Origin of the sequence: Hydrogenophaga sp., assembly GCF_041913525.1 — a bacterium.
Classification (GTDB): Bacteria; Pseudomonadota; Gammaproteobacteria; order Burkholderiales; family Burkholderiaceae_C; genus Hydrogenophaga.
The window spans coordinates 93597-111649 of record NZ_JAYSFD010000003.1; the positions used below are offsets into that span (position 1 = coordinate 93597).

An 18053-nucleotide genomic window follows, 5' to 3' on the forward strand; every position below is an offset into this window, starting at 1 on the left:
CGCATGAAAGCGGTGTTGTGTGAACAGTTCGGGCCACCGTCGTCCCTGGTGGTGAAAGAGATTCCTTCGCTGCAGCCCGGCCCCGGCCAGGTGGTGGTGGCGGTGCACGCGGCCTCGGTGAATTTCCCCGACGGTCTGATCATCGAGAACAAGTACCAGTTCAAGCCCACGCTGCCCTTTTCGCCTGGTGGCGAGGTGGCCGGCACGGTGAAGGCCGTGGGGGCGGGCGTGAGCGGCTGGGCCGTGGGCGACCGCGTGATCGGCGTGTGCGGCTGGGGCGGCTTCGCCGACGAGGTGGTGGTGGACGTGCGCAAGCTCGTGCGCCTGCCCGAAGGCATTGCGATGGACGCGGCCTCGGCCCTGGTCATCACCTACGGCACCACGCACTACGCGCTGCAGGTGCGCGGCAAGCTGCAGCCGGGCGAGACCTTGCTGGTGCTGGGCGCGGCCGGGGGCACGGGCCTCTCGGCCATCGAGCTGGGCAAGCTCATGGGCGCGCGCGTGATCGCCGCCGCGTCGAGCGAAGAGAAGCTGGCCCTGTGCCGCCAGGCCGGCGCCGACGACACCATCAACTACGCCAGCGAAGACCTGCGCGAGGGCATCAAGCGCCTGACCGGCGGGCGCGGCGTGGACGTGGTGTACGACCCGGTGGGCGGCGACTACACCGAGGCCGCGCTGCGCAGCATGGCCTGGGAAGGGCGGCTGCTGGTGATCGGCTTCACCACCGGCACCATCCCGCGCCCGGCGCTCAACCTCACGCTGCTCAAGGGCTGCTCGATCGTGGGCGTGTTCTACGGCGCCTTCAGCGAGCGCGAGCCCGCCCGCTACGACGCGCTCATGCAAGAGCTGCTGGGCTGGCTGCGCGAAGGGCGCATTCGCCCCATCATCAGCGCGCACATGCCGATTGAGCAGGCCACGCAGGCGCTGGAGATCCTGGGCCGGCGCGAGGTGAAGGGCAAGATCGTGCTCACCACTGCGCTGGGCCGCGAAGGGGGGCTGCCATGAACATCGCCGGCTCGGTGGTGGTCATCACCGGCGGGGGCAGCGGCATTGGCGCGGCCATGGCGCGGCGCTTCGCGACAGAGGGCGCGGCCCACGTGGTGGTGAGCGACCGCGACGCCGCCGCCGCGCAGGCCGTGGCGCGCGAGATCGGGGGCCATGCCGTGGCCGCCGACGCGGCGCAGGAATACCAGACCCGCGCCCTGATCGAGTGGACCGAATCGCACTGCGGCCCCATTGACCTGTTCTGCGCCAACGCCGGCGTCACCGCCCACGGCGGGGTGGAACTGCCCGATGCCCAGTGGCAGCGCCTGTGGCAGGTGAACGTGATGGCCCATGTGCACGCCGCGCGCGAGCTGGTGCCGCGCATGACGCAGCGCGGCCGTGGGCACCTGCTGTTCACGGCATCGGCCGCCGGCCTGCTGTCGCAGTTCGACGCGCCTTACGCGGTGACCAAACACGCGGCGGTGGCCTTGGCGGAGTGGTTGTCCATCACCCACGGCGACCAGGGCCTGGGCGTGAGCTGCCTGTGCCCGCAAGGCGTGGACACGCCCATGCTGCGCGCCGAAGACGACACCCGGCGCGAGCTGATGTCGCAAGGCCTGCTGAGCGCCGACGCGGTGGCCGACGCCGTGGTGCGCGGCCTGGCCGCGGGCGACTTCCTCATCCTGCCGCACCCCGAGGTGGCCGACTACATGCGCCGCCGCGCCGAGGACCACCCGCGCTGGCTGCGCTCCATGCGGCGCCTTCACGCGCAGGCCAACGGTGGCTGACGCGGGCGCGCGGGTGCGCGGGCTTCTGCTGAGCGCCACGCTGCTGTGGGGCGTGAACCTCACCGTGCTGAAGTGGCTCACCGGGGTGTTCGACCCGGTGCTGCTCTCTGGCGTGCGCATGCTGGCCGCGCTGTTGCCCATGCTGGTGCTGCTGCGCCACTGGCGTTGCTGGCAGAACCCCACCCGCACCCAGTGGGGCAAGCTCATCGCCTGCGGGGTGCTGATGGTCTACCTCAACCAGTGGCTGCTGGCCGAGGGCTTGACGCGCAGCACCGCCACCAACGGCGCGCTCATCACCGCGCTGAACCCGCTCATGGCCTCGGTGCTGGCGCTGTGGCTGCTGCGCGAGCGGCTGACCGGGCGGCGCCTGCTGGGCGTGCTGCTGGGCCTGGCCGGCGTGGCCCTGGTGATCTTGAGCCGGCCCGGCGCCGAGCTGGCGCAAGGCGGGCTGGGCGATGGCCTGGTGATCCTGGCGGTGCTGGTGTTCACGCTGGGCGCGGTGCTGGTGCAGCGCCTGGCGGCCCGCCTGCATGTGGTGGTGATCGGCCTGTGCGTGCACGCCACCGGCGCGGCCTGCCTGCTCTTGCAAACCTTGTTCACCGCCGGTTGGAGCGGTGCCGCGCCGCGCCTGCCCACCGAGTGGTGGCCATGGGTGGTGGCGGTGCTGTCGGGGGCCTTGTCCACCGGCATCGGCAACCTGGCCTGGAACCGCGCCATCGGCCTGGTGGGCATGGCGCGCGCGGCGGTGTGGCTGTACTGGGTGCCCCTGTTCGGCGTGGCGTCTGCCGTGACCTTTCTGGGTGAGCCGCTCACGCCCTGGCACGTGATGGGCCTGGTCTTGGTGTTGCTGGGCACGCGCCTGGGCACCCGGGCCGCACCGGCGGCATCGCCCGCCGCTTGAAGGAAGCTGCGATGGGAAAAATTCTGCTGGTGCGCCACGGGCAGGCCTCGCTGCTCTCGGCCGATTACGACCAACTCTCGCCCCTGGGCGCCGAGCAGGCTCGCCTGCTGGGGCGCTGGTGGGCCGCGCGCGGTGACGCGGTGCACCAGGTCTGGTCGGGCAGCCTGAAGCGTCAGCGCGACACGGCCCTGGCCTGCTTCAGCGAATGGCCCACGCCCGCGCCCACCTTGCAAATCGACGAGGGCTTCAACGAGTACAGCCACCACGACGTGTTCGCCAGCCAGGGCCAAGCCATTGCCGACCCCGCGGTGCTGGCCGAGACCCTCCAGCGCAGCGACAACCCGCGCCGCCTGTTCCAGCAACTCTTCTCGCAGGCCTTTGACCACTGGGTGCGCGGGCAGCACACCACGCCCGGCGCGCTCACCTGGGCCGGTTTTCGCGGGCGCTGCATGGCCGCGCTGCGCCGCGTGGCGGCCGACTGCGGCAGCGGGCAGACGGCGGTGGTGGTCAGCTCGGGCGGGGCCATCGCGGCGATGTGCCAAGAGCTGATGGGCGTGCCCGATACCCACGTGGCCGAGCTGCACTACGCGGTGCACAACACCTCGGTCACGCGCCTGTTGTGCCAGGGGGAGCGCATCACCCTGAGCGCCTTCAACGCCTTGCCCCACCTCGAAGCGCCGGGCGTGCCGGCCCACCTCATCACCTACCGTTGAGCCCGTTGAGCGGCTGGGTTGCGCGCGCGCCACACGCCATTCGTCACGTCTAGGGCAAACCCCGTTGGCGCATAGCCAGTGGGCGCAAGTGCACACGGCGGGCCACTTCTAGCATGGACCCGCTGCATTGCCGCACCGGTGCAATTCGGTTGGGCAACGGCAAGTGGTACGCCATTCCTTCACACACAAGGGTCTTCAACAGACCCAGGAGACAAGCCATGAGCAACTGGATTCGCAAAGCCCTCTGCGCGGCCACGGCGGTGGCCGCCGCCGCCACCCTGGCACTGCCCGCGCAGGCCCAGAACCGCGAGCTGCGTTACGCCATTGGCCAGCCGCCCAGCGCGCTGCCGGTGATTGGTGGCCAAGAACTCGCCAAGGCCGTGGCCAAGGCCAGCGACGGCAAGCTCACGGTGAAGGTGTACGCCATGTCGCTGCTGAACATGGCCGAGACCTCGGCCGGCCTGCGCGACGGCATTGCCGACATTGGCTTCGTGCTCACGCCTTACTTCCCGGCCGAGTACCCGCACACCAACCTGATCTCCGAGGCGTCCATGATGCTGCGCCTCATGGGCGACAAGGTGCGCGGCAAGGAAGGCCTGGCCTACATCCCGGCCATGACCGAGTTCATCTTCACCAAGTGCCCCGAGTGCCACCAGGAGTTCGCCAAGCAGAACCAGGTCTACACCGGGCACGTGGGCGGGTCGAGCTACGGCCTGATCTGCAACAAGCCGGTGAAGTCCGAGGCCGACATGAAGGGCAAGCGCTTCCGCGTGGGCGCGGCTAACTGGTCGCGCTGGGTCACGCAGATGGGCGGCTCGCCCGTGACCATGTCGGCCAACGAAATGCTCGAAGCGCTCAAGCAGGGCGTGGTGGACTGCATCGTCTTGTCCTCGCCCGAGATCCGCAACTTCGGCCTGACCGAGGTGGTCACCGACATCGCCATGGGCGCACCGGGCGGCATCTTTTCCACCGCCGGCTCCAACGTGAACCTGAAGGTGTGGCGCAGCCTGAGCAACGAACAGCGCGCGGCCCTGCTGCGCGGCGCGGCCGTGGCGGCGGCCAACGTGCCCTTCGCCTACCACCGGGTGGAGAACGAGGTGCTGGACCAGATGAAGAAGCGCGGTGCCCGCATCCACGACACAGACCCGGCGCTGGTGCAGAAGTCGCAGGCCTTCATCGAGCAAGACATGAAGACCATCACCGACTACTTCGCCAGCAAGCACGGCGTGAAGCGCGGCCAGCAAATGCTCACCGAGTTCCGCCCCATCCTGGCCAAGTGGGTGGACCTGGTGCAGACCGTGAACACCGAAGAGCAGTACGCCGACCTGTACTGGCGCGAGGTGTTCTCCAAGGTGAACCCGGCCACCTTCGGCATGCAGTAAGCCAGCCAGCGGCGCCTCGGCGCCGCGTTGAAGAGACTGACCTTTGGTGCCCTCTGTGGCCCGTCCTGGCGGGTGGCAGAGGGCTTTTTGCTGAGTGCGGCGGTGCCACCCGTCAGCCGCGCGGGCGGCCCCCTTGAGTGGGTGGCGTGGGCGGGAGGATCATGGCCGGCTCGCACCGAAGCAGGAGGGCAGCATGTCCACCCCATCTCCCATCGCGAACGCCGTGCAGGCGCACTACACCCGCGCCGACCTGGGCGAGGCCATCCTGGCCGCGCTGCGGCGAGCCGGCAAGGACCCGGACCACCTCACGCCGCCAGACCTGACCCCGGTGGATTCGTTCCACATTCGCGGGCGCGTGGCCACGCTGGAGTTGGCGCGCGCGGCCGGGCTTGAGGCCACCCAGCGCGTGCTCGACGTGGGCTGTGGCATTGGCGGCACCTCGCGCTGCCTGGCCAGCGAGTTCGGCTGCCAGGTCACGGGTGTGGACCTGACCGAGGCCTATTGCCGCGTGGCCGCCATGCTCACCGAGAAGACTCGCCTGGCGTCGCTCATCGACTACCGCCAGGCCGACGCCACCGCCTTGCCCTTTGACGAGGGCACGTTCGACGTGGTCTGGACCGAGCACGTGGCGATGAACATCCCCGACAAGGCCCGGCTGTACGCCGAGTTGCACCGCGTGCTCAAGCCGGGCGGCACGCTGGCCATTTACGACATCCTGGCCGGGCCGTCTGGCCCGGTGCTGTTCCCCGTGCCGTGGGCGCGCACGCCCGACAGCAGCTTTCTGGTGAGCCCCGACGACTTGCGCACGCTGCTGCAAGGCGCCGGCTTCACCGTGCAGCGCTGGGACGACACCACCGACGCCGCTCGCGCCTGGTTCGTGGCGCTGGCCGAGAAGATTCGCCAGAACGGCCTGCCCGCGCTGGGCTTTCACCTGCTCATGGGCGCCGACTTCGCGGCCATGGCGCAGAACCAGCGCCGCAACCTGGAAGAGGGGCGAATCGTGCTGGCGCAGATCGTGGCCAGGAAGTAGGGCGCCGCCGGTGGCCGGGCCGAAAGGTCTTGACACAAGTATTTGCGCAAATATAATTGAGGCAAATTCAATTGGGTGCTGCTGATCTGCGGTGGCCGCCCGGTTGACCGGTGTCTCACTGACGCCGAAGCCCTTGCAGGGCTTGTTGTCCGGCCCGGCCATCGGGTCGGCCGTGTGGCGTTCTGCTGCCGCACACCCGCCGCCCCGGCACTGCCCGGGGCCTGCCTTTCATCCCCATCCACCGGAGGTACCGATGTCCCGTCTTCCCCTGTCTCTCGCCGCCGTGTCCGCCGCTTTGCTGCTGGGCGCCTGCGGCCAGAAAACCGAAGCGCCCGCCAACACCCAGACCGCGTCTGAATCGGCGTCCGCCCAGGCCTGTGGCCGCGTGCGCATCGCCAACATGACCTGGCAGTCGGCCGAGCTGCTGGCCAACGTGGACAAGCTGATCCTGAGCGCCGGTTACGGCTGCGATGTCGAGCTGGTGGCGGGCGACACCATGCCCACGCTCACCTCCATGATCGAGAAGGGCCAGCCCGACATCGCGCCCGAGGCCTGGGTGAACGCCATTCGTGAGCCGCTGGAGAACGCCGTGAAAGACGGCCGCCTGCACTACGCCGCCCGCTCGCTGCCCGACGGCGGCGTGGAGGGCTGGTGGATTCCGAAGCACGTGGCCGACGCCCACCCCGAGATCAAGACCATCGACGACGCGCTCAAGCGCCCCGACCTGTTCCCCTCGGTCGAGGCAAAGGGCAAGGGCGCGGTGCACAACTGCCCCTCGGGCTGGAGCTGCCAGATCACCACGGAAAACGCCTTCAAGGCCTGGGGCGCGAAGGACAAGGGCTTTGTGCTGGTGGACACCGGCTCGGCCGCCGGCCTGGACGGCTCCATCGCCAAGGCCAGCGAGCGCAAGGAAGGCTGGCTGGGCTACTACTGGGCGCCCACGGCCATTCTGGGCAAGTACGAGATGGTGAAGCTCGACGCCGGCGTGCCGCACGACAAGGCCGCCTACGAGGGCTGCAACACCCGCGCCGATTGCGAGCAACCCGCCAAGACCGACTGGGGCCACACCGAGGTGGTCACCGTGGTCACCACCGACTTCAAGCAACGCGCCGGCCAGGCCATGGACTACCTGAGCACGCGCGGCTGGAGCAACGACACCGTCAACCGCCTGCTGGCCTGGATGGGCGACAACCAGGCCACGGGTGAAGACGGCGCGCGCCACTTCCTGCGCACCCAGCCCGAGCTGTGGAAGACCTGGGTGAGCCCCGAGGTGGCCACCCGGGTGGAGGCCTCGCTGTGAGCGCCGGCACAGGAGGGACGCCATTGATGAGCTGGGCACAAACCTTCCCCGCGCTGGGCGAAGACACCCTGCGCAGCCTGCGCCAGGGCATTGACGGCACGTTTCGCGAGTTCACCCGCGAGCACGGCGAAACGCTGGAGCGCCTGTTCGACCCGCTGCGCGAGTTTCTGCTGGCCAGCGAGCGGCTGCTGACCACCTCGCCCTGGCCGCTGGTGGTGCTGGGCCTGGCCGCGCTGATCTGGCTGGCCACGCGCTCGTGGCGCATCGTGGCCGGCGCCCTGGCGGCGCTGCTGCTGGTGGGCGCCTTCGGCATGTGGGACGACCTCATGAAGACGCTGTCGATGATCTTCGTGAGCACCGTGGTGGCGCTGGTGGCGGGCATTCCGGTGGGCGTGCTCATGAGCCGCTCCGACCGCGTGCAGCGCTGGGTGAACCCGCTGCTGGACGTGATGCAGACGCTGCCCAGCTTCGTGTACCTGATTCCGGTGGTGATGCTGCTGGGCATTGGCCGCGTGCCGGGGCTGATCGCGGTGGTGATCTACGCCATTCCGCCCATCATCCGCTTCACCAACCTGGGCATTCGCCTGGTCAGCCGCGACCTGCTGGAGGCGGCCGACGCCTTCGGTTCGTCGGGCTGGCAGAAGCTGCGCCAGGTGCAGTTGCCGCTGGCGCTGCCCACCATCATGGCCGGGGTGAACCAGACCATCATGATGGCGCTGTCGATGGTGGTGATCGCCTCGATGATCGGTGTGCAAGGCCTGGGCCAGCCGGTGCTGCGCGCCATCACCAACCAGTACTTCGCCATGGGCCTGTTCAACGGCCTGGCCATCGTGGCGATCGCGGTCTTGTTTGACCGGGTCTCGCAGGCCTATGGCCGTCGCCTGCAGAAGCACCAGGGGGTGAACCATGGCTGATCCGATCGGCATTCGCATTCAGAACCTTTACAAGGTCTTCGGGCCCTCGCCGCAGAAGCACATCGACGACGTGCGCGCCGGCATGAGCAAGGACGAGCTGCGCGACCGCCACGGCCACGTGCTGGGCCTGCGCGACATCAACATCGACATGCCGGCCGGGCAGATTCAGGTGGTGATGGGCCTCTCGGGCTCGGGCAAGAGCACGCTCATTCGCCACATCAACCGCCTAATCGAGCCCACCGCGGGCGAGCTGTGGGCCGGCGAGCAGGACGTGATGGCCCTGGGCCCGCGCGCGCTGCGGCAGTTCCGCCGCGAGCGCACGGCCATGGTGTTCCAGAAGTTCGCGCTGTTCCCGCACTTCACCGTGCTGGAGAACGCCGAGTACGGCCTGCAGGTGCGCGGCCTGGGCCGCAAGGCGCGGCGCGAGGCGGCGGCGCAGTGGATCGAGCGCGTGGGCCTGAAGGGCTACGAAGACCACTACCCCAACCAGCTCTCGGGCGGCATGCAGCAGCGCGTGGGCCTGGCCCGGGCGCTGGCCAACGACGCGCCGATCCTGCTGATGGACGAGGCCTTCTCGGCCCTTGACCCGCTGATTCGCAGCGACATGCAGCAGGTGCTGCTGGACCTGCAGCAAGACATTGGCAAGACCATCGTGTTCATCACGCACGACCTGGACGAGGCCCTGCGCCTGGGCGACCGCATCGCCATCCTGCGCGACGGCGAGGTGGTGCAGCAGGGCACGGGCCAGGAGATCGTGCTCAAGCCGGCGAACGACTACATCAGCAGCTTTGTGCGCGAGGTGAACCGCGGCCGCGTGATCCGCTGCCGCACGCTCATGCAGCGTGGCCCGGCCGTGGAAGGCCCGCCGGTGGACGGCAGCCTGGTGATCGAGGAGGCGGCCCGCCTGCTCAGCGCCGAGGGCAAAGAGGCCGCCAACGTGGTGAACAAGCGCGGGCAGGTGCTGGGCACCGTGGCCATGGCCGACATCATCGCGGCCATGGTGCCGCCGCGCGAAGAGGCCTGCCCGGCCTGACGCGGCCCCGGGCCTACAGTTCGGCCAGCGGAATGCCGCCGGCCTGCTCGTCGGCCTTGAGGGCGGCCATCAGCGCGGTCATGCCCTCTTGCAACTGCGCCAGGGCCGGCGCGGGCAGGCGGCGCAGCGCACGCGGCAGCACGCCTTCATGGGGGCCAGGCACCTGCGCCAGCAGGGCCTGGCCTTCTGGCGTGAGGTGCATTTCCACCGCGCGCCGGTCCAGCGTGGAGCGGTCAGAGCGCATCAGCCCGCGCTTGAGCAACTGGCGCACCAGGTTGCTGGCGGTGGACTGGTGCACGTCCATGGACGCTGCCAGCTCGGCCATGCCCAGGCCGGGGCGCTGGCCCACGATGCTCAGCGCCCACACCTGCGCGCCGCCAATGCCCACCTGTTTCTCGATCTGCTGAAAGTGGTGGCGCACCTCGGCGAACACCACGCGGAACTGGCGCAGCACCTGCGCCGGGTCGGCGGTGTCGAGGGAGGCGGGGGCAACCGGAGTGGCAACCAAAGGCGTGGTTGGGCGGCGGGCGGGCATGGGCGAGGGGGTATTCGGCGAAGACCCGAATCATGCCCCAGCCAGGGGCATCCGGGGCCGTGGTTGACGTGTCACGCGCACAAGTTCATTGTGTGCGAGGCATCTGCCGGGTGTGCCGGCAGAGCCCCTTTCAACCCCCTCAGGAGCAGACATGTCGAAAGTGCTGGTGCTGTATTACTCCACCTATGGCCACCTTGAGACCATGGCCCAGGCCATGGCCGAAGGCGCCCGCTCGGCCGGTGCCACGGTGGACGTGAAGCGCGTGCCCGAGACTGTGCCGGAAGAGATCGCGCGCAACGCGCACTTCAAGCTCGACCAGGCCGCGCCCGTGGCCACCATCGCCGAGCTGGTGAACTACGACGCGATCATCGTGGGCTGCCCCACGCGCTTCGGGCGCATGCCCTCTCAAATGGCGGCCTTTCTGGACCAGGCCGGTGGCCTGTGGGCCAAGGGGGCGCTGCACGGCAAGGTGGGCGCGGCCTTCACCTCCACCGCCACGCAGCATGGTGGGCAAGAGGTGACGCTGTTCTCGGTGATCACCAACCTGCTGCACTTCGGCATGGTGATCGTGGGCCTGCCCTACAGCCACCAGGGCCAGATGACGCTGGACGAAATCGTGGGCGGCAGCCCCTATGGCGCCACCACCATCGCTGGCGGGCAAGGCCAGCGCCAGCCCAGCGCCATTGAGCTGGAAGGCGCCCGCCACCAGGGGCGGCTGGTGGCGCAGACGGCGAACAAGCTGTTCGGCTGATCAGCCCAACTGCTTCGCCACCGAGGCCGGCACCTTCACCGGCAGGTCCAGCAGCATCTGGCCCATGCCCTTGCCCAGCGGGTCCATGCGGCTGGAGGCGGGGCCGCCGCCGTCCAGTGCGTCGGCCATGACGATGTTCATGGCGTGCAGGCCGGGCAAGTAAAAGCGCTGCACGTCGCCGTGCACCAGGTGGGCGAAGTAGGCCTTCACCACCTCGGGCGTTAGGCGCGCCCAGATCAGGGGCATCCACTCGGGGCGGCGGGCAATGAGGCCGATGTTGGAGATGTTGCCCTTGTCGCCGCTGCGGGCCCAGGCCAGCTTCACCAGCGGCACCTCCACCTGCGGCTCGGCCGGCTCGGCCCAGGCCTGGGGGGCTTGGCGGGCCGGGGGCTCGGCGCTGCCTGTGCCCGGGGCGATGGCCACGGCCTGGCGCTGGCCGTCGATCACCATGCTCACCGGCACCTCGGTTTTCTTCACCAGGAAAGACAGGGGCTTGATGTTGGGCGAGGCGCTGGGGCGGCCGCTGCTGGGGCCGGTGGTGCCGGGCGACCACGAGGTGCCCGAGGGCGCGATCTCGCGGGCGAAGATTTCCAGGGCCTGCTTCATCGGGTGCGTCACCGAAATGCGCACCATCACCTCGCGGCTGGCCTGCGTGCGGGCGTGCGGGCCGTACAGGGTTTCGGCGCCCAGCAGGGCCACGTTGGCGCTGGTGTAGTCGGGCAGGCCCAGGCTCTTGAAGATGGCGCGCGTGCGGGCAATGACCGAATCGCCCGTGCGCTGCGCCTTGGCGGCCGCGTCGATGCCGATGATCACCATGGTGCCGGCGCAGCGGTAGCCGTCAAACTGCGTGGCCGAGACCTTGTAGCTGTCGGTGGGCGCGCGGCCCTTGGCGCCGCTCACGCGCACGCGGTCGGGGGCGACCTGCTCGATGCTCACCGGGCGGAAGTCGCAGGTCACATCGGGCAGCAGGTAGGCGCCCGGGTCGCCAATTTCGTACAGCAGTTGCTCGGCCACGGCGGCGCGGGCGATCAGGCCGCCGGTGCCGGCGGGCTTGGTCACGTCAAAGCTGCCGTCGGCGCGGCACTCGATGATGGGGTAGCCGATGTTGGGCCAGTCTTCCACGCGCTCCCAGTCGGTGTGCAGGCCGCCGGTGGCCTGGCAACCGCACTCCACGATGTGGCCCGCCAGGCTGCCGTTGGCCAGCTGGTCGAGGTCGTTGGGCGTCCAGCCGAATTCGTGGATCAGCGGGCCCAGGGTGGTGGCGCTGTCCACGCCCCGCCCGGTGATCACGATGTCGGCGCCCGCGGCCAGGGCCTGCGCCACCGGGAATGCGCCCAGGTAGGCGTTGGCGCTGATGATCTTCTCGGGCAGGGCCTCGCTGGTGAACATGTCGCGCGTGTTCTGCTCGCGCAGGCGCGGCATCTGGGCGCTGATGTCGTCGCCCTCCACCACGGCGATGCGCGGCGTCAGGCCCATGCTGGTGGCCAGGGCCTGCAGCGCGTTGGCGCAGCCCTGCGGGTTGATGCCGCCCGCGTTGGCCACCACCTTGATGCCCTGGCGCATCACCTCGGGCAGCACCGCCTTCATGGCGATGTCCACGAAGTCGGTGGCGTAGCCCATCTCGGGCTTCTTGGTGCGCGCAGCCGCCAGGATGGCCATGGTGGTCTCGGCCAGGTAGTCGAACACCAGGTAGTCGATCTGACCCGAGTTCACCAGTTGCGGGGCACCCAGCATGCTGTCGCCCCAGAAACCCGAGGCGCCGCCGATGCGGACGGTCTTGTCTTGTTTGGCCATGTCGTTCTCCGTTGCACGGGGCGCGCTGCCCCTGATGTCTTGCCAGCGTAGCCCGCTTGCGCGGCCCTGGCTTGCGGCAAGTGGCTGGCCCCGGGCTAACCCCGATGTGGCCCGACCAATCGACGCAAGACTTGCCCCGCGCGGGGGCGAGACACTGCCTGCAAACGCCCCCGTCGGGGCCGCAATTCGATGGGGTCAACAGGGTGGCCAGACTGTCTCGCGTATCGGCTGACAACGCCAGGGGCCACGTGCCCGGTTCTTTCTTTGTGCTCGGCGAAGGCGAGTGCGCGCACTGGGCGGCCCTGGCCCTGATGGCCTGCCTGCGCGAGCAGGGCCTGCGCATTGCCGCGCTCATGCCGCTGGCGCGCGACGCGCAGTGGCAACAAGGCCGCTGGCACAGCGAGCGCGTGGCGCAGTTGCAGGCCGCCAGCTCTTTCGCCTTTCCGGCCACGGCCTTGTGCCCCTGGCCGCAACCCGACCCCACCGACCCCAGCGAGGCCGCGCACCGCCCCGCGCCCAACCCCGACGAACTGGCCGACAGCTTCGCCGTGCTGGCCACCTGGGCCGACCTGGTGGTGGTGGACGGCGCGGGCGACCCCGAGGAATCGCTGGCCCCCGGCCTGGCCATCGACGACATGGTGCAGGCCCTGGGCCTGCCGGTGGTGGTGGCCTGCGAGAACAGCGACACCTCGCGCCGCCAGGCCAAGGCCGCGGTGACACGCTGCCGCGAGCGCGGGATTCCAGTGATTGGCTGGGTGGCCGCCGGCGAGCCGCTGAATTGCCCCATGGCGGCGCCCTGCCTGGGCCAGATACCGGCCGACGAACTGCACGACCCGGCGCGCGCCTCGCGCCGCATCGACGCCAGCCACCTGCTCGGTGTGCTGGGCGTGGGCGTTCAGGGGCCGGGCCAGGCGCGGCACTGAGGCAGCGCCTCAGCCAATGCGCGCAAGACAGCGCGCGAGGGGGCGGCGAACAATCGCCGCCAGTCATTCCACACCGAAGGCCGCCCTCGCCATGACCTTGCGTTCCACCCTCGACTTCTTCCTCAACGACTGGATTCGCGCGCCCGAGCTTTGCGCCCGCGAGCGCTTCGCTGACCATTCCGCCGACACCTTCGCCGCCGTGCTCGACCTGTCCGAGCGCCTGGCCGCCGACAAGTTCGCGCCCCACAACCGCCTGGTGGACGTGCAAGAGCCCGCCTTCGACGGCGAGCGCGTCACCCTGCCCGAGGCCACCCGCGAGGCCACGCAGGCCCACGCCGAGGCCGGGCTGCGCGCGGCCGGCCAAGACCAGTCGGTGGGCGGCATGCAGCTGCCCTATGTGGTGGAGGCCGCCTCGCGCACCTTCTTCATGAAGGCCAGCATCGGCATTGACGCCTACGCCATGCTCACCACCGCCAACGCCAACCTGCTCATGGCCCACGGCACGCCCGCGCAGCGCCAGGCCTTTGCCGTGCCCGAGCTGGACGGCCGCTACACCGGCACCATGTGCCTGAGCGAGCCGCAGGCCGGCTCCAGCCTGGGCGACATCCTCACCCGCGCCGTGCCCGATGGCGAGGGCTTCGAGGCCGACCCGCTGGGCCCGCGCTACCGCCTGCAGGGCAACAAGATGTGGATCTCCGGCGGCGAGCACGAGCTGTCGCAAAACATCGTGCACCTGGTGCTGGCCAAGGTGCCCGGGCCTGACGGCAAGCTGCCCTCGGGCGTGAAGGGCATCTCGCTCTTCATCGTGCCGCGCGTGCTGGTCAACGCCGACGGCAGCCTCACCGGCGAGCGCAACGACGTGGCCCTGGCCGGCCTGAACCACAAGCTGGGCTACCGCGGCACGGTGAACACCTTGCTCAACTTCGGCGAAGGCCGCTTCCCCGCGCGCGGGCAGGCCGGCGCCATTGGCTACCGCGTGGGCGAGCTGGGCGAGGGCCTGAAGTGCATGTTCCACATGATGAACGAGGCCCGCATCCAGGTGGGCCTGGGCGCCACCATGCTGGGCTACGCCGGCTACGAGTGCGCGCTGGACTACGCGCGCCAGCGCCCGCAAGGCCGCCCCAACGGCCCGGCCGGCAAAGACCCGGCCAGCCCGCAGCGCCCCATCATTGACCACCCCGATGTGCGCCGCATGCTGCTGGCGCAGAAGGCCTACGCCGAAGGCGGCCTGGCCCTGGGCCTGTACTGCGCGCGCCTGGTGGACGAAAAGGCCACCGGTGACGCCGCCAGCGCGGCCGACGCCGCCACCCTGCTGGAACTGCTCACCCCCGTGGCCAAGAGCTGGCCCAGCGAGTGGTGCCTGGAGGCCAACAACCTGGCCATTCAGGTGCACGGCGGCTACGGCTACACGCGCGACTTCGCGGTGGAGCAGCACTGGCGCGACAACCGCCTGAACATGATCCACGAGGGCACGCACGGCATTCAGGCGCAAGACCTGCTGGGCCGCAAGGTGCGCGCCGAGGGGGGCCGCGCGCTCACGCTCTGGCTGGCCCGCGTGCACGACACCGCCACCCAGGCCCGCGCCCAGCCCGCGCTGGCGCCGCTGGCCGACGCGCTGGAAGACGCCGCCGCCCTGATGGGCGCGGCCACCCAGGCCGCCTGGCAAGACGGCCGGCCCGACGTGGCCATGCACAACGCCATGGGCTACCTGCGCGCCTTCGGCCACGTGGTGCTGGCCTGGCTGTGGCTGGACGTGGCCGTGCTGGCCGCGCGCCAGCGCCAGGCCGGGCAGGGCGACGCCGCCTTGCTGGACGGCAAGCAACAAGCCGCGCGCTATTTCTTTGCGCGCGAGCTGCCCCAGGTGGGCGCCTGGCTGGCGCCCGTGCTGGAGGGCGACGACCAGTTCGCCACGCTTGACCCCGCCGTGCTGTGAGGCCCAGCCCTGGCAGCAGGCCATCAGGGCCTTCCCTGAGGCCGGGTCGCGGTAGCCACTTGGCACAAGCCGCCCCGCCACCCGCTTCCTAGAATGAAATTCACCCCCGGGTGGGTCGGTCCATCCTGACCGGCCGCCCGCCAACGAGAGCCGCCACCATGTTTGACAGCCCCTCCGCCCCGCATTACTTCACGCCCGACCACGACGCCTTTCGCGACGCCCTGCGCGACTTCGTCTCGCGCGAGATCACGCCGCACGCCGCTGCCTGGGACGAGGCCGAGACCTTCCCGCGCGAGCTGTACCAGAAGGCCGCCGAGCTGGGCATTCTGGGCGTGGGCTACCCCGAGGAATACGGCGGCACCCCGGCCGACATCTTCTACCACCTGATCGTCTCGGAAGAGATGGGCCGCTGTGGCGTGGGCGGTGTGGCCGCCTCGCTGCTGTCGCACACCATCGGCCTGCCGCCGGTGGCCGCGCATGGCAGCGCCGAGATGAAGCAGCGCGTGATTCCGCCCGTGCTGCGCGGCGAGAAGATCGCCGCCCTGGCCGTGACCGAGCCCTCTGGCGGCTCTGACGTGGCCGCCCTCAAGACCACCGCCGTGCGCGACGGCGACCACTACGTTGTCAATGGCGAGAAGGTGTTCATCACCTCCGGCATGCGCGCCGACTACTTCACCGTGGCCGTTCGCACCGACCCCAACAGCAAAGGCCCGGCCGGCATCTCGGCCCTGCTGCTCGAAGGCGACATGCCCGGCATCTCGCGCACCAAGCTCGACAAGATGGGCTGGTGGGCCTCTGACACCGCGCACCTGCGCTTCGAGAACGTGCGCGTGCCGGTGGCCAACCTCATTGGCACCGAGAACGCCGGCTTCAAGGTGTTCATGAACAACTTCAACAGCGAGCGCCTGGGCATGTCGGCCCAGGCCTGCGTGTACGCCCAGGTGTGCCTGGAAGAGGCACTCGACTGGGCGCGCCAGCGCAAGACCTTCGGCATGAGCCTGTCCGAGCGCCAGGTGATTCGCCACAAGCTGATGGACATGTACGCCCGCATCGACGCCGCGCGCAGCCTCATCTACGACCTGTCCTGGCGCCTGCACCACAAGGTGGGCGACCCGGGCCAGCTCGTGGCGCGCACCTGCATGGCCAAGGTGCTGTCCACCCAGGCCATGCAGTACTGCGCCGACCAGGCGGTGCAGATTCTGGGCGGCATGGGCTTCATGCGCGGCACGCGCAGCGAGCGCATCTACCGCGAGGTGAAGGTGATGATGATCGGCGGCGGCTCCGAAGAAATCATGAAAGACCTGGGCGCCCGCCAGCTCGGCATCTGAGAGCCTCTGAGAAAGACCCCCATGCAAGACACCTGCCGCGACCTGCTCGACGAATACCGCGCCCTGGCCGATCTGTGCGCCACCCTCAGCCCCGAGGACTGGCAGCGCACCACCGCCTTCTACGGCTGGACGCCCTGGGACGAAATCGCCCACCTGTGCTACTTCGACCAGACGGCGCTGCTCTCGGTGACGAACCCGCAGGGCTTCATCGACGGCGCCAAGGCATTGGCGGCGGAAATGGCCACGGGCAAGGAGATCAGCGCCATCGCCCGCGAGACCTTCGCCGGACTGGATGGCGCGGCCCTGCTGGCCGTGTGGCGCGATCGTTTCGAGACCCTGGTGGCCGAACTCGCCAAGCAAGACCCCAAGGCCCGCCTGAACTGGTACGGCCCCACCATGAGCGCCAAGTCGTTCGCCACCGCGCGCCTCATGGAAACCTGGGCCCACGGCCAGGACGTGTGGGACGCCATGCGCCGCCCGCGCCCGGGCAGCCACCGCCTCAAGGCCGTGGCCCACATCGGCGTGAGCACCTACGGCTGGACCTTCGTGAACCGCAAGCTGCCGGTGCCCGCGCCGCAGCCCTACGTGGAACTCACCGCGCCCGACGGCAGCCTCTGGACCTGGGGCGAGCCCTCGGCCACCGACTTCGTGCGCGGCCCCGCGCAAGACTTCTGCCTGCTCGTCACCCAGCGCCGGAACCGCGCCGATACCCAGCTGCAGTGGGCCGGCGAGGGCGCCGAGCAATGGACCCGCCTGGCCCAGTGCTTTGCCGGTGACCCGGCCGACGGCCCCGGCCCCGGCGTGCGCCCCGCCATCTGACGCGCCCATGGTCCGCGAATCGGTGGACCTGGACCGCGCCCACGCCGCCCGCGTGGGCGCGCTCATTCGCGCCCTGGCAGAGGGCACGGGCGAGCGCTGCCTGTCCGAGTATTCGTTCACCAACCTCTGGCTGTTCCGGCGTGAGCACCAGTACCGCTTCACCGACGGGCCGTGGCCCTACATCAGCGGCCTCACCTACGACGGCGCGCACCACGCCATGCCCCTGTTCTCGCTGGACAAGGCCCCGGCCAGCGTGATCGACGACCTGCTGCGCCGCCACGACTGCCTCTACCCCGTGCCGCTGGCGCAGGCCCAGCGTCTGGACGCGGCGCGCTACCTGCACAGCGCCAGCCGCGACGACGCCGACTACCTCTACCCGGCCGACCACTTCCGCTTCTACCGGGGCGAGCTGCTGAACAAAAAGCGCAACCTGATGAAGCAGCTGCTCAAGGCGCACAGCGTGGTGGCCGAGCCCTATGGGCCCGACTGGCACGCGCGCGCCCTGGCCGTGCTGGACGGCTGGATGGCCGACAAGGGCAAACCCGCCGGCAGCGCCGACGAACGCCCCTGCCGCGACGCCCTGGCCGACGCCCGCGCCCTGGGCCTGGAGGGCTTTGGCTACACGGTGGACGGCGAGCCCGCCGGCTTCGTGCTGGCCGAGCCGCTGCAGCCTGGCGTGTACGCCATGCGCTTCGCCAAGAGCCTGCACCGCTTCAAGGGCCTGGCGCAGTACATGTTTCACCACTTCTGCACCGCGCGGCCCGAGGTGCAGTGGCTCAATTTCGAGCAAGACCTGGGCTTGCCCAATTTCCGCCAGACCAAGCAGTCGTACCAGCCCGAGGCGCTGCTGGACAAGTGCCGCCTGCGCGGCCGCGACTGACGCCGCGCCGCCCGTGCTGCGCCCCCGGGACAACCCGCGTGGCGC

17 protein-coding genes are annotated in these 18053 nt (G+C 70.0%); 15 read left to right on the top strand and 2 right to left on the bottom strand.

What is annotated here, in order from left to right:
- The first annotated feature begins 3 nt into the window (after window positions 1-3).
- The 9 genes from ACE3RQ_RS05460 to ACE3RQ_RS05500 all read left to right on the top strand — a co-directional run bounded on the left by ACE3RQ_RS05460 (window position 4) and on the right by ACE3RQ_RS05500 (window position 9045).
- Window positions 4-1005, top strand: coding sequence for an NADPH:quinone oxidoreductase family protein (locus ACE3RQ_RS05460; RefSeq protein ID WP_374520702.1), 1002 nt, complete (start codon window positions 4-6; stop codon window positions 1003-1005).
- Window positions 1002-1772, top strand: a complete 771-nt coding sequence (locus ACE3RQ_RS05465) for an SDR family oxidoreductase (protein ID WP_374520704.1) — start codon at window positions 1002-1004, stop codon at window positions 1770-1772. Before ACE3RQ_RS05460 ends, ACE3RQ_RS05465 begins: the two co-directional genes overlap by 4 nt.
- The gene (locus ACE3RQ_RS05470) at window positions 1765-2673 is read left to right on the top strand and encodes a DMT family transporter (protein WP_374520706.1); all 909 of its coding nucleotides are present in this window, start codon (window positions 1765-1767) and stop codon (window positions 2671-2673) included. Before ACE3RQ_RS05465 ends, ACE3RQ_RS05470 begins: the two co-directional genes overlap by 8 nt.
- Window positions 2674-2684: 11 nt before the next feature.
- Window positions 2685-3386, top strand: a complete 702-nt coding sequence (locus ACE3RQ_RS05475) for a histidine phosphatase family protein (RefSeq protein WP_374520707.1) — start codon at window positions 2685-2687, stop codon at window positions 3384-3386.
- Window positions 3387-3604: 218 nt separating this feature from the next.
- Window positions 3605-4768, top strand: coding sequence for a C4-dicarboxylate TRAP transporter substrate-binding protein (locus ACE3RQ_RS05480; protein WP_374520709.1), 1164 nt, complete (start codon window positions 3605-3607; stop codon window positions 4766-4768).
- 193 nt (window positions 4769-4961) lie between these two features.
- Entirely contained in the window at window positions 4962-5798 is an 837-nt protein-coding gene (locus ACE3RQ_RS05485; RefSeq protein WP_374520711.1) for a class I SAM-dependent methyltransferase, read from the top strand.
- Window positions 5799-6051: 253 nt separating this feature from the next.
- Window positions 6052-7098 carry an ABC transporter substrate-binding protein gene (locus ACE3RQ_RS05490; RefSeq protein WP_374520713.1) on the top strand — a complete coding sequence of 349 codons (1047 nt, stop codon included), beginning with the start codon at window positions 6052-6054 and terminating at the stop codon, window positions 7096-7098.
- 26 nt (window positions 7099-7124) lie between these two features.
- Entirely contained in the window at window positions 7125-8012 is an 888-nt protein-coding gene (locus ACE3RQ_RS05495) for an ABC transporter permease (RefSeq protein WP_374520714.1), read from the top strand.
- Complete coding sequence (locus ACE3RQ_RS05500; RefSeq protein WP_374520716.1) at window positions 8005-9045, top strand: glycine betaine/L-proline ABC transporter ATP-binding protein; 1041 nt, start codon at window positions 8005-8007, stop codon at window positions 9043-9045. Before ACE3RQ_RS05495 ends, ACE3RQ_RS05500 begins: the two co-directional genes overlap by 8 nt.
- A gap of 13 nt (window positions 9046-9058) precedes the next feature.
- On the opposite strand, the gene ACE3RQ_RS05505 is transcribed toward ACE3RQ_RS05500, so the two are convergent.
- Window positions 9059-9580, bottom strand: coding sequence for a MarR family winged helix-turn-helix transcriptional regulator (locus tag ACE3RQ_RS05505; protein WP_374520718.1), 522 nt, complete (start codon window positions 9578-9580; stop codon window positions 9059-9061).
- Between the two features lie 151 nt (window positions 9581-9731).
- Here ACE3RQ_RS05505 and wrbA point away from each other — a divergent pair, with 151 nt between their 5' ends.
- Complete coding sequence (gene wrbA / locus ACE3RQ_RS05510) at window positions 9732-10331, top strand: NAD(P)H:quinone oxidoreductase (protein WP_374520720.1); 600 nt, start codon at window positions 9732-9734, stop codon at window positions 10329-10331.
- On the opposite strand, the gene ACE3RQ_RS05515 is transcribed toward wrbA, so the two are convergent.
- A complete protein-coding gene (locus ACE3RQ_RS05515) occupies window positions 10332-12125 on the bottom strand; it encodes an acyclic terpene utilization AtuA family protein (RefSeq protein WP_374520722.1) in 1794 nt (597 codons plus the stop codon).
- 248 nt (window positions 12126-12373) lie between these two features.
- On the opposite strand from ACE3RQ_RS05515, the gene bioD reads away from it, so the two are divergent.
- The 5 genes from bioD (at window position 12374) to ACE3RQ_RS05540 (ending at window position 18008) form a co-directional block, all read left to right on the top strand.
- Window positions 12374-13048 (top strand): ATP-dependent dethiobiotin synthetase BioD, encoded by a 675-nt coding sequence (gene bioD / locus ACE3RQ_RS05520; RefSeq protein WP_374520724.1) that lies wholly within the window; start codon window positions 12374-12376, stop codon window positions 13046-13048.
- 91 nt (window positions 13049-13139) lie between these two features.
- Window positions 13140-14981: an acyl-CoA dehydrogenase gene (locus ACE3RQ_RS05525; protein WP_374520726.1), complete on the top strand. Its 1842-nt coding sequence runs from the start codon at window positions 13140-13142 to the stop codon at window positions 14979-14981.
- Between the two features lie 158 nt (window positions 14982-15139).
- Entirely contained in the window at window positions 15140-16309 is a 1170-nt protein-coding gene (locus ACE3RQ_RS05530; protein WP_374520727.1) for an acyl-CoA dehydrogenase family protein, read from the top strand.
- Between the two features lie 21 nt (window positions 16310-16330).
- The gene (locus ACE3RQ_RS05535) at window positions 16331-17128 is read left to right on the top strand and encodes a TIGR03084 family metal-binding protein (RefSeq protein ID WP_374520729.1); all 798 of its coding nucleotides are present in this window, start codon (window positions 16331-16333) and stop codon (window positions 17126-17128) included.
- Between the two features lie 7 nt (window positions 17129-17135).
- Window positions 17136-18008, top strand: coding sequence for a phosphatidylglycerol lysyltransferase domain-containing protein (locus ACE3RQ_RS05540; RefSeq protein ID WP_374520731.1), 873 nt, complete (start codon window positions 17136-17138; stop codon window positions 18006-18008).
- Window positions 18009-18053 lie beyond the last annotated feature (45 nt).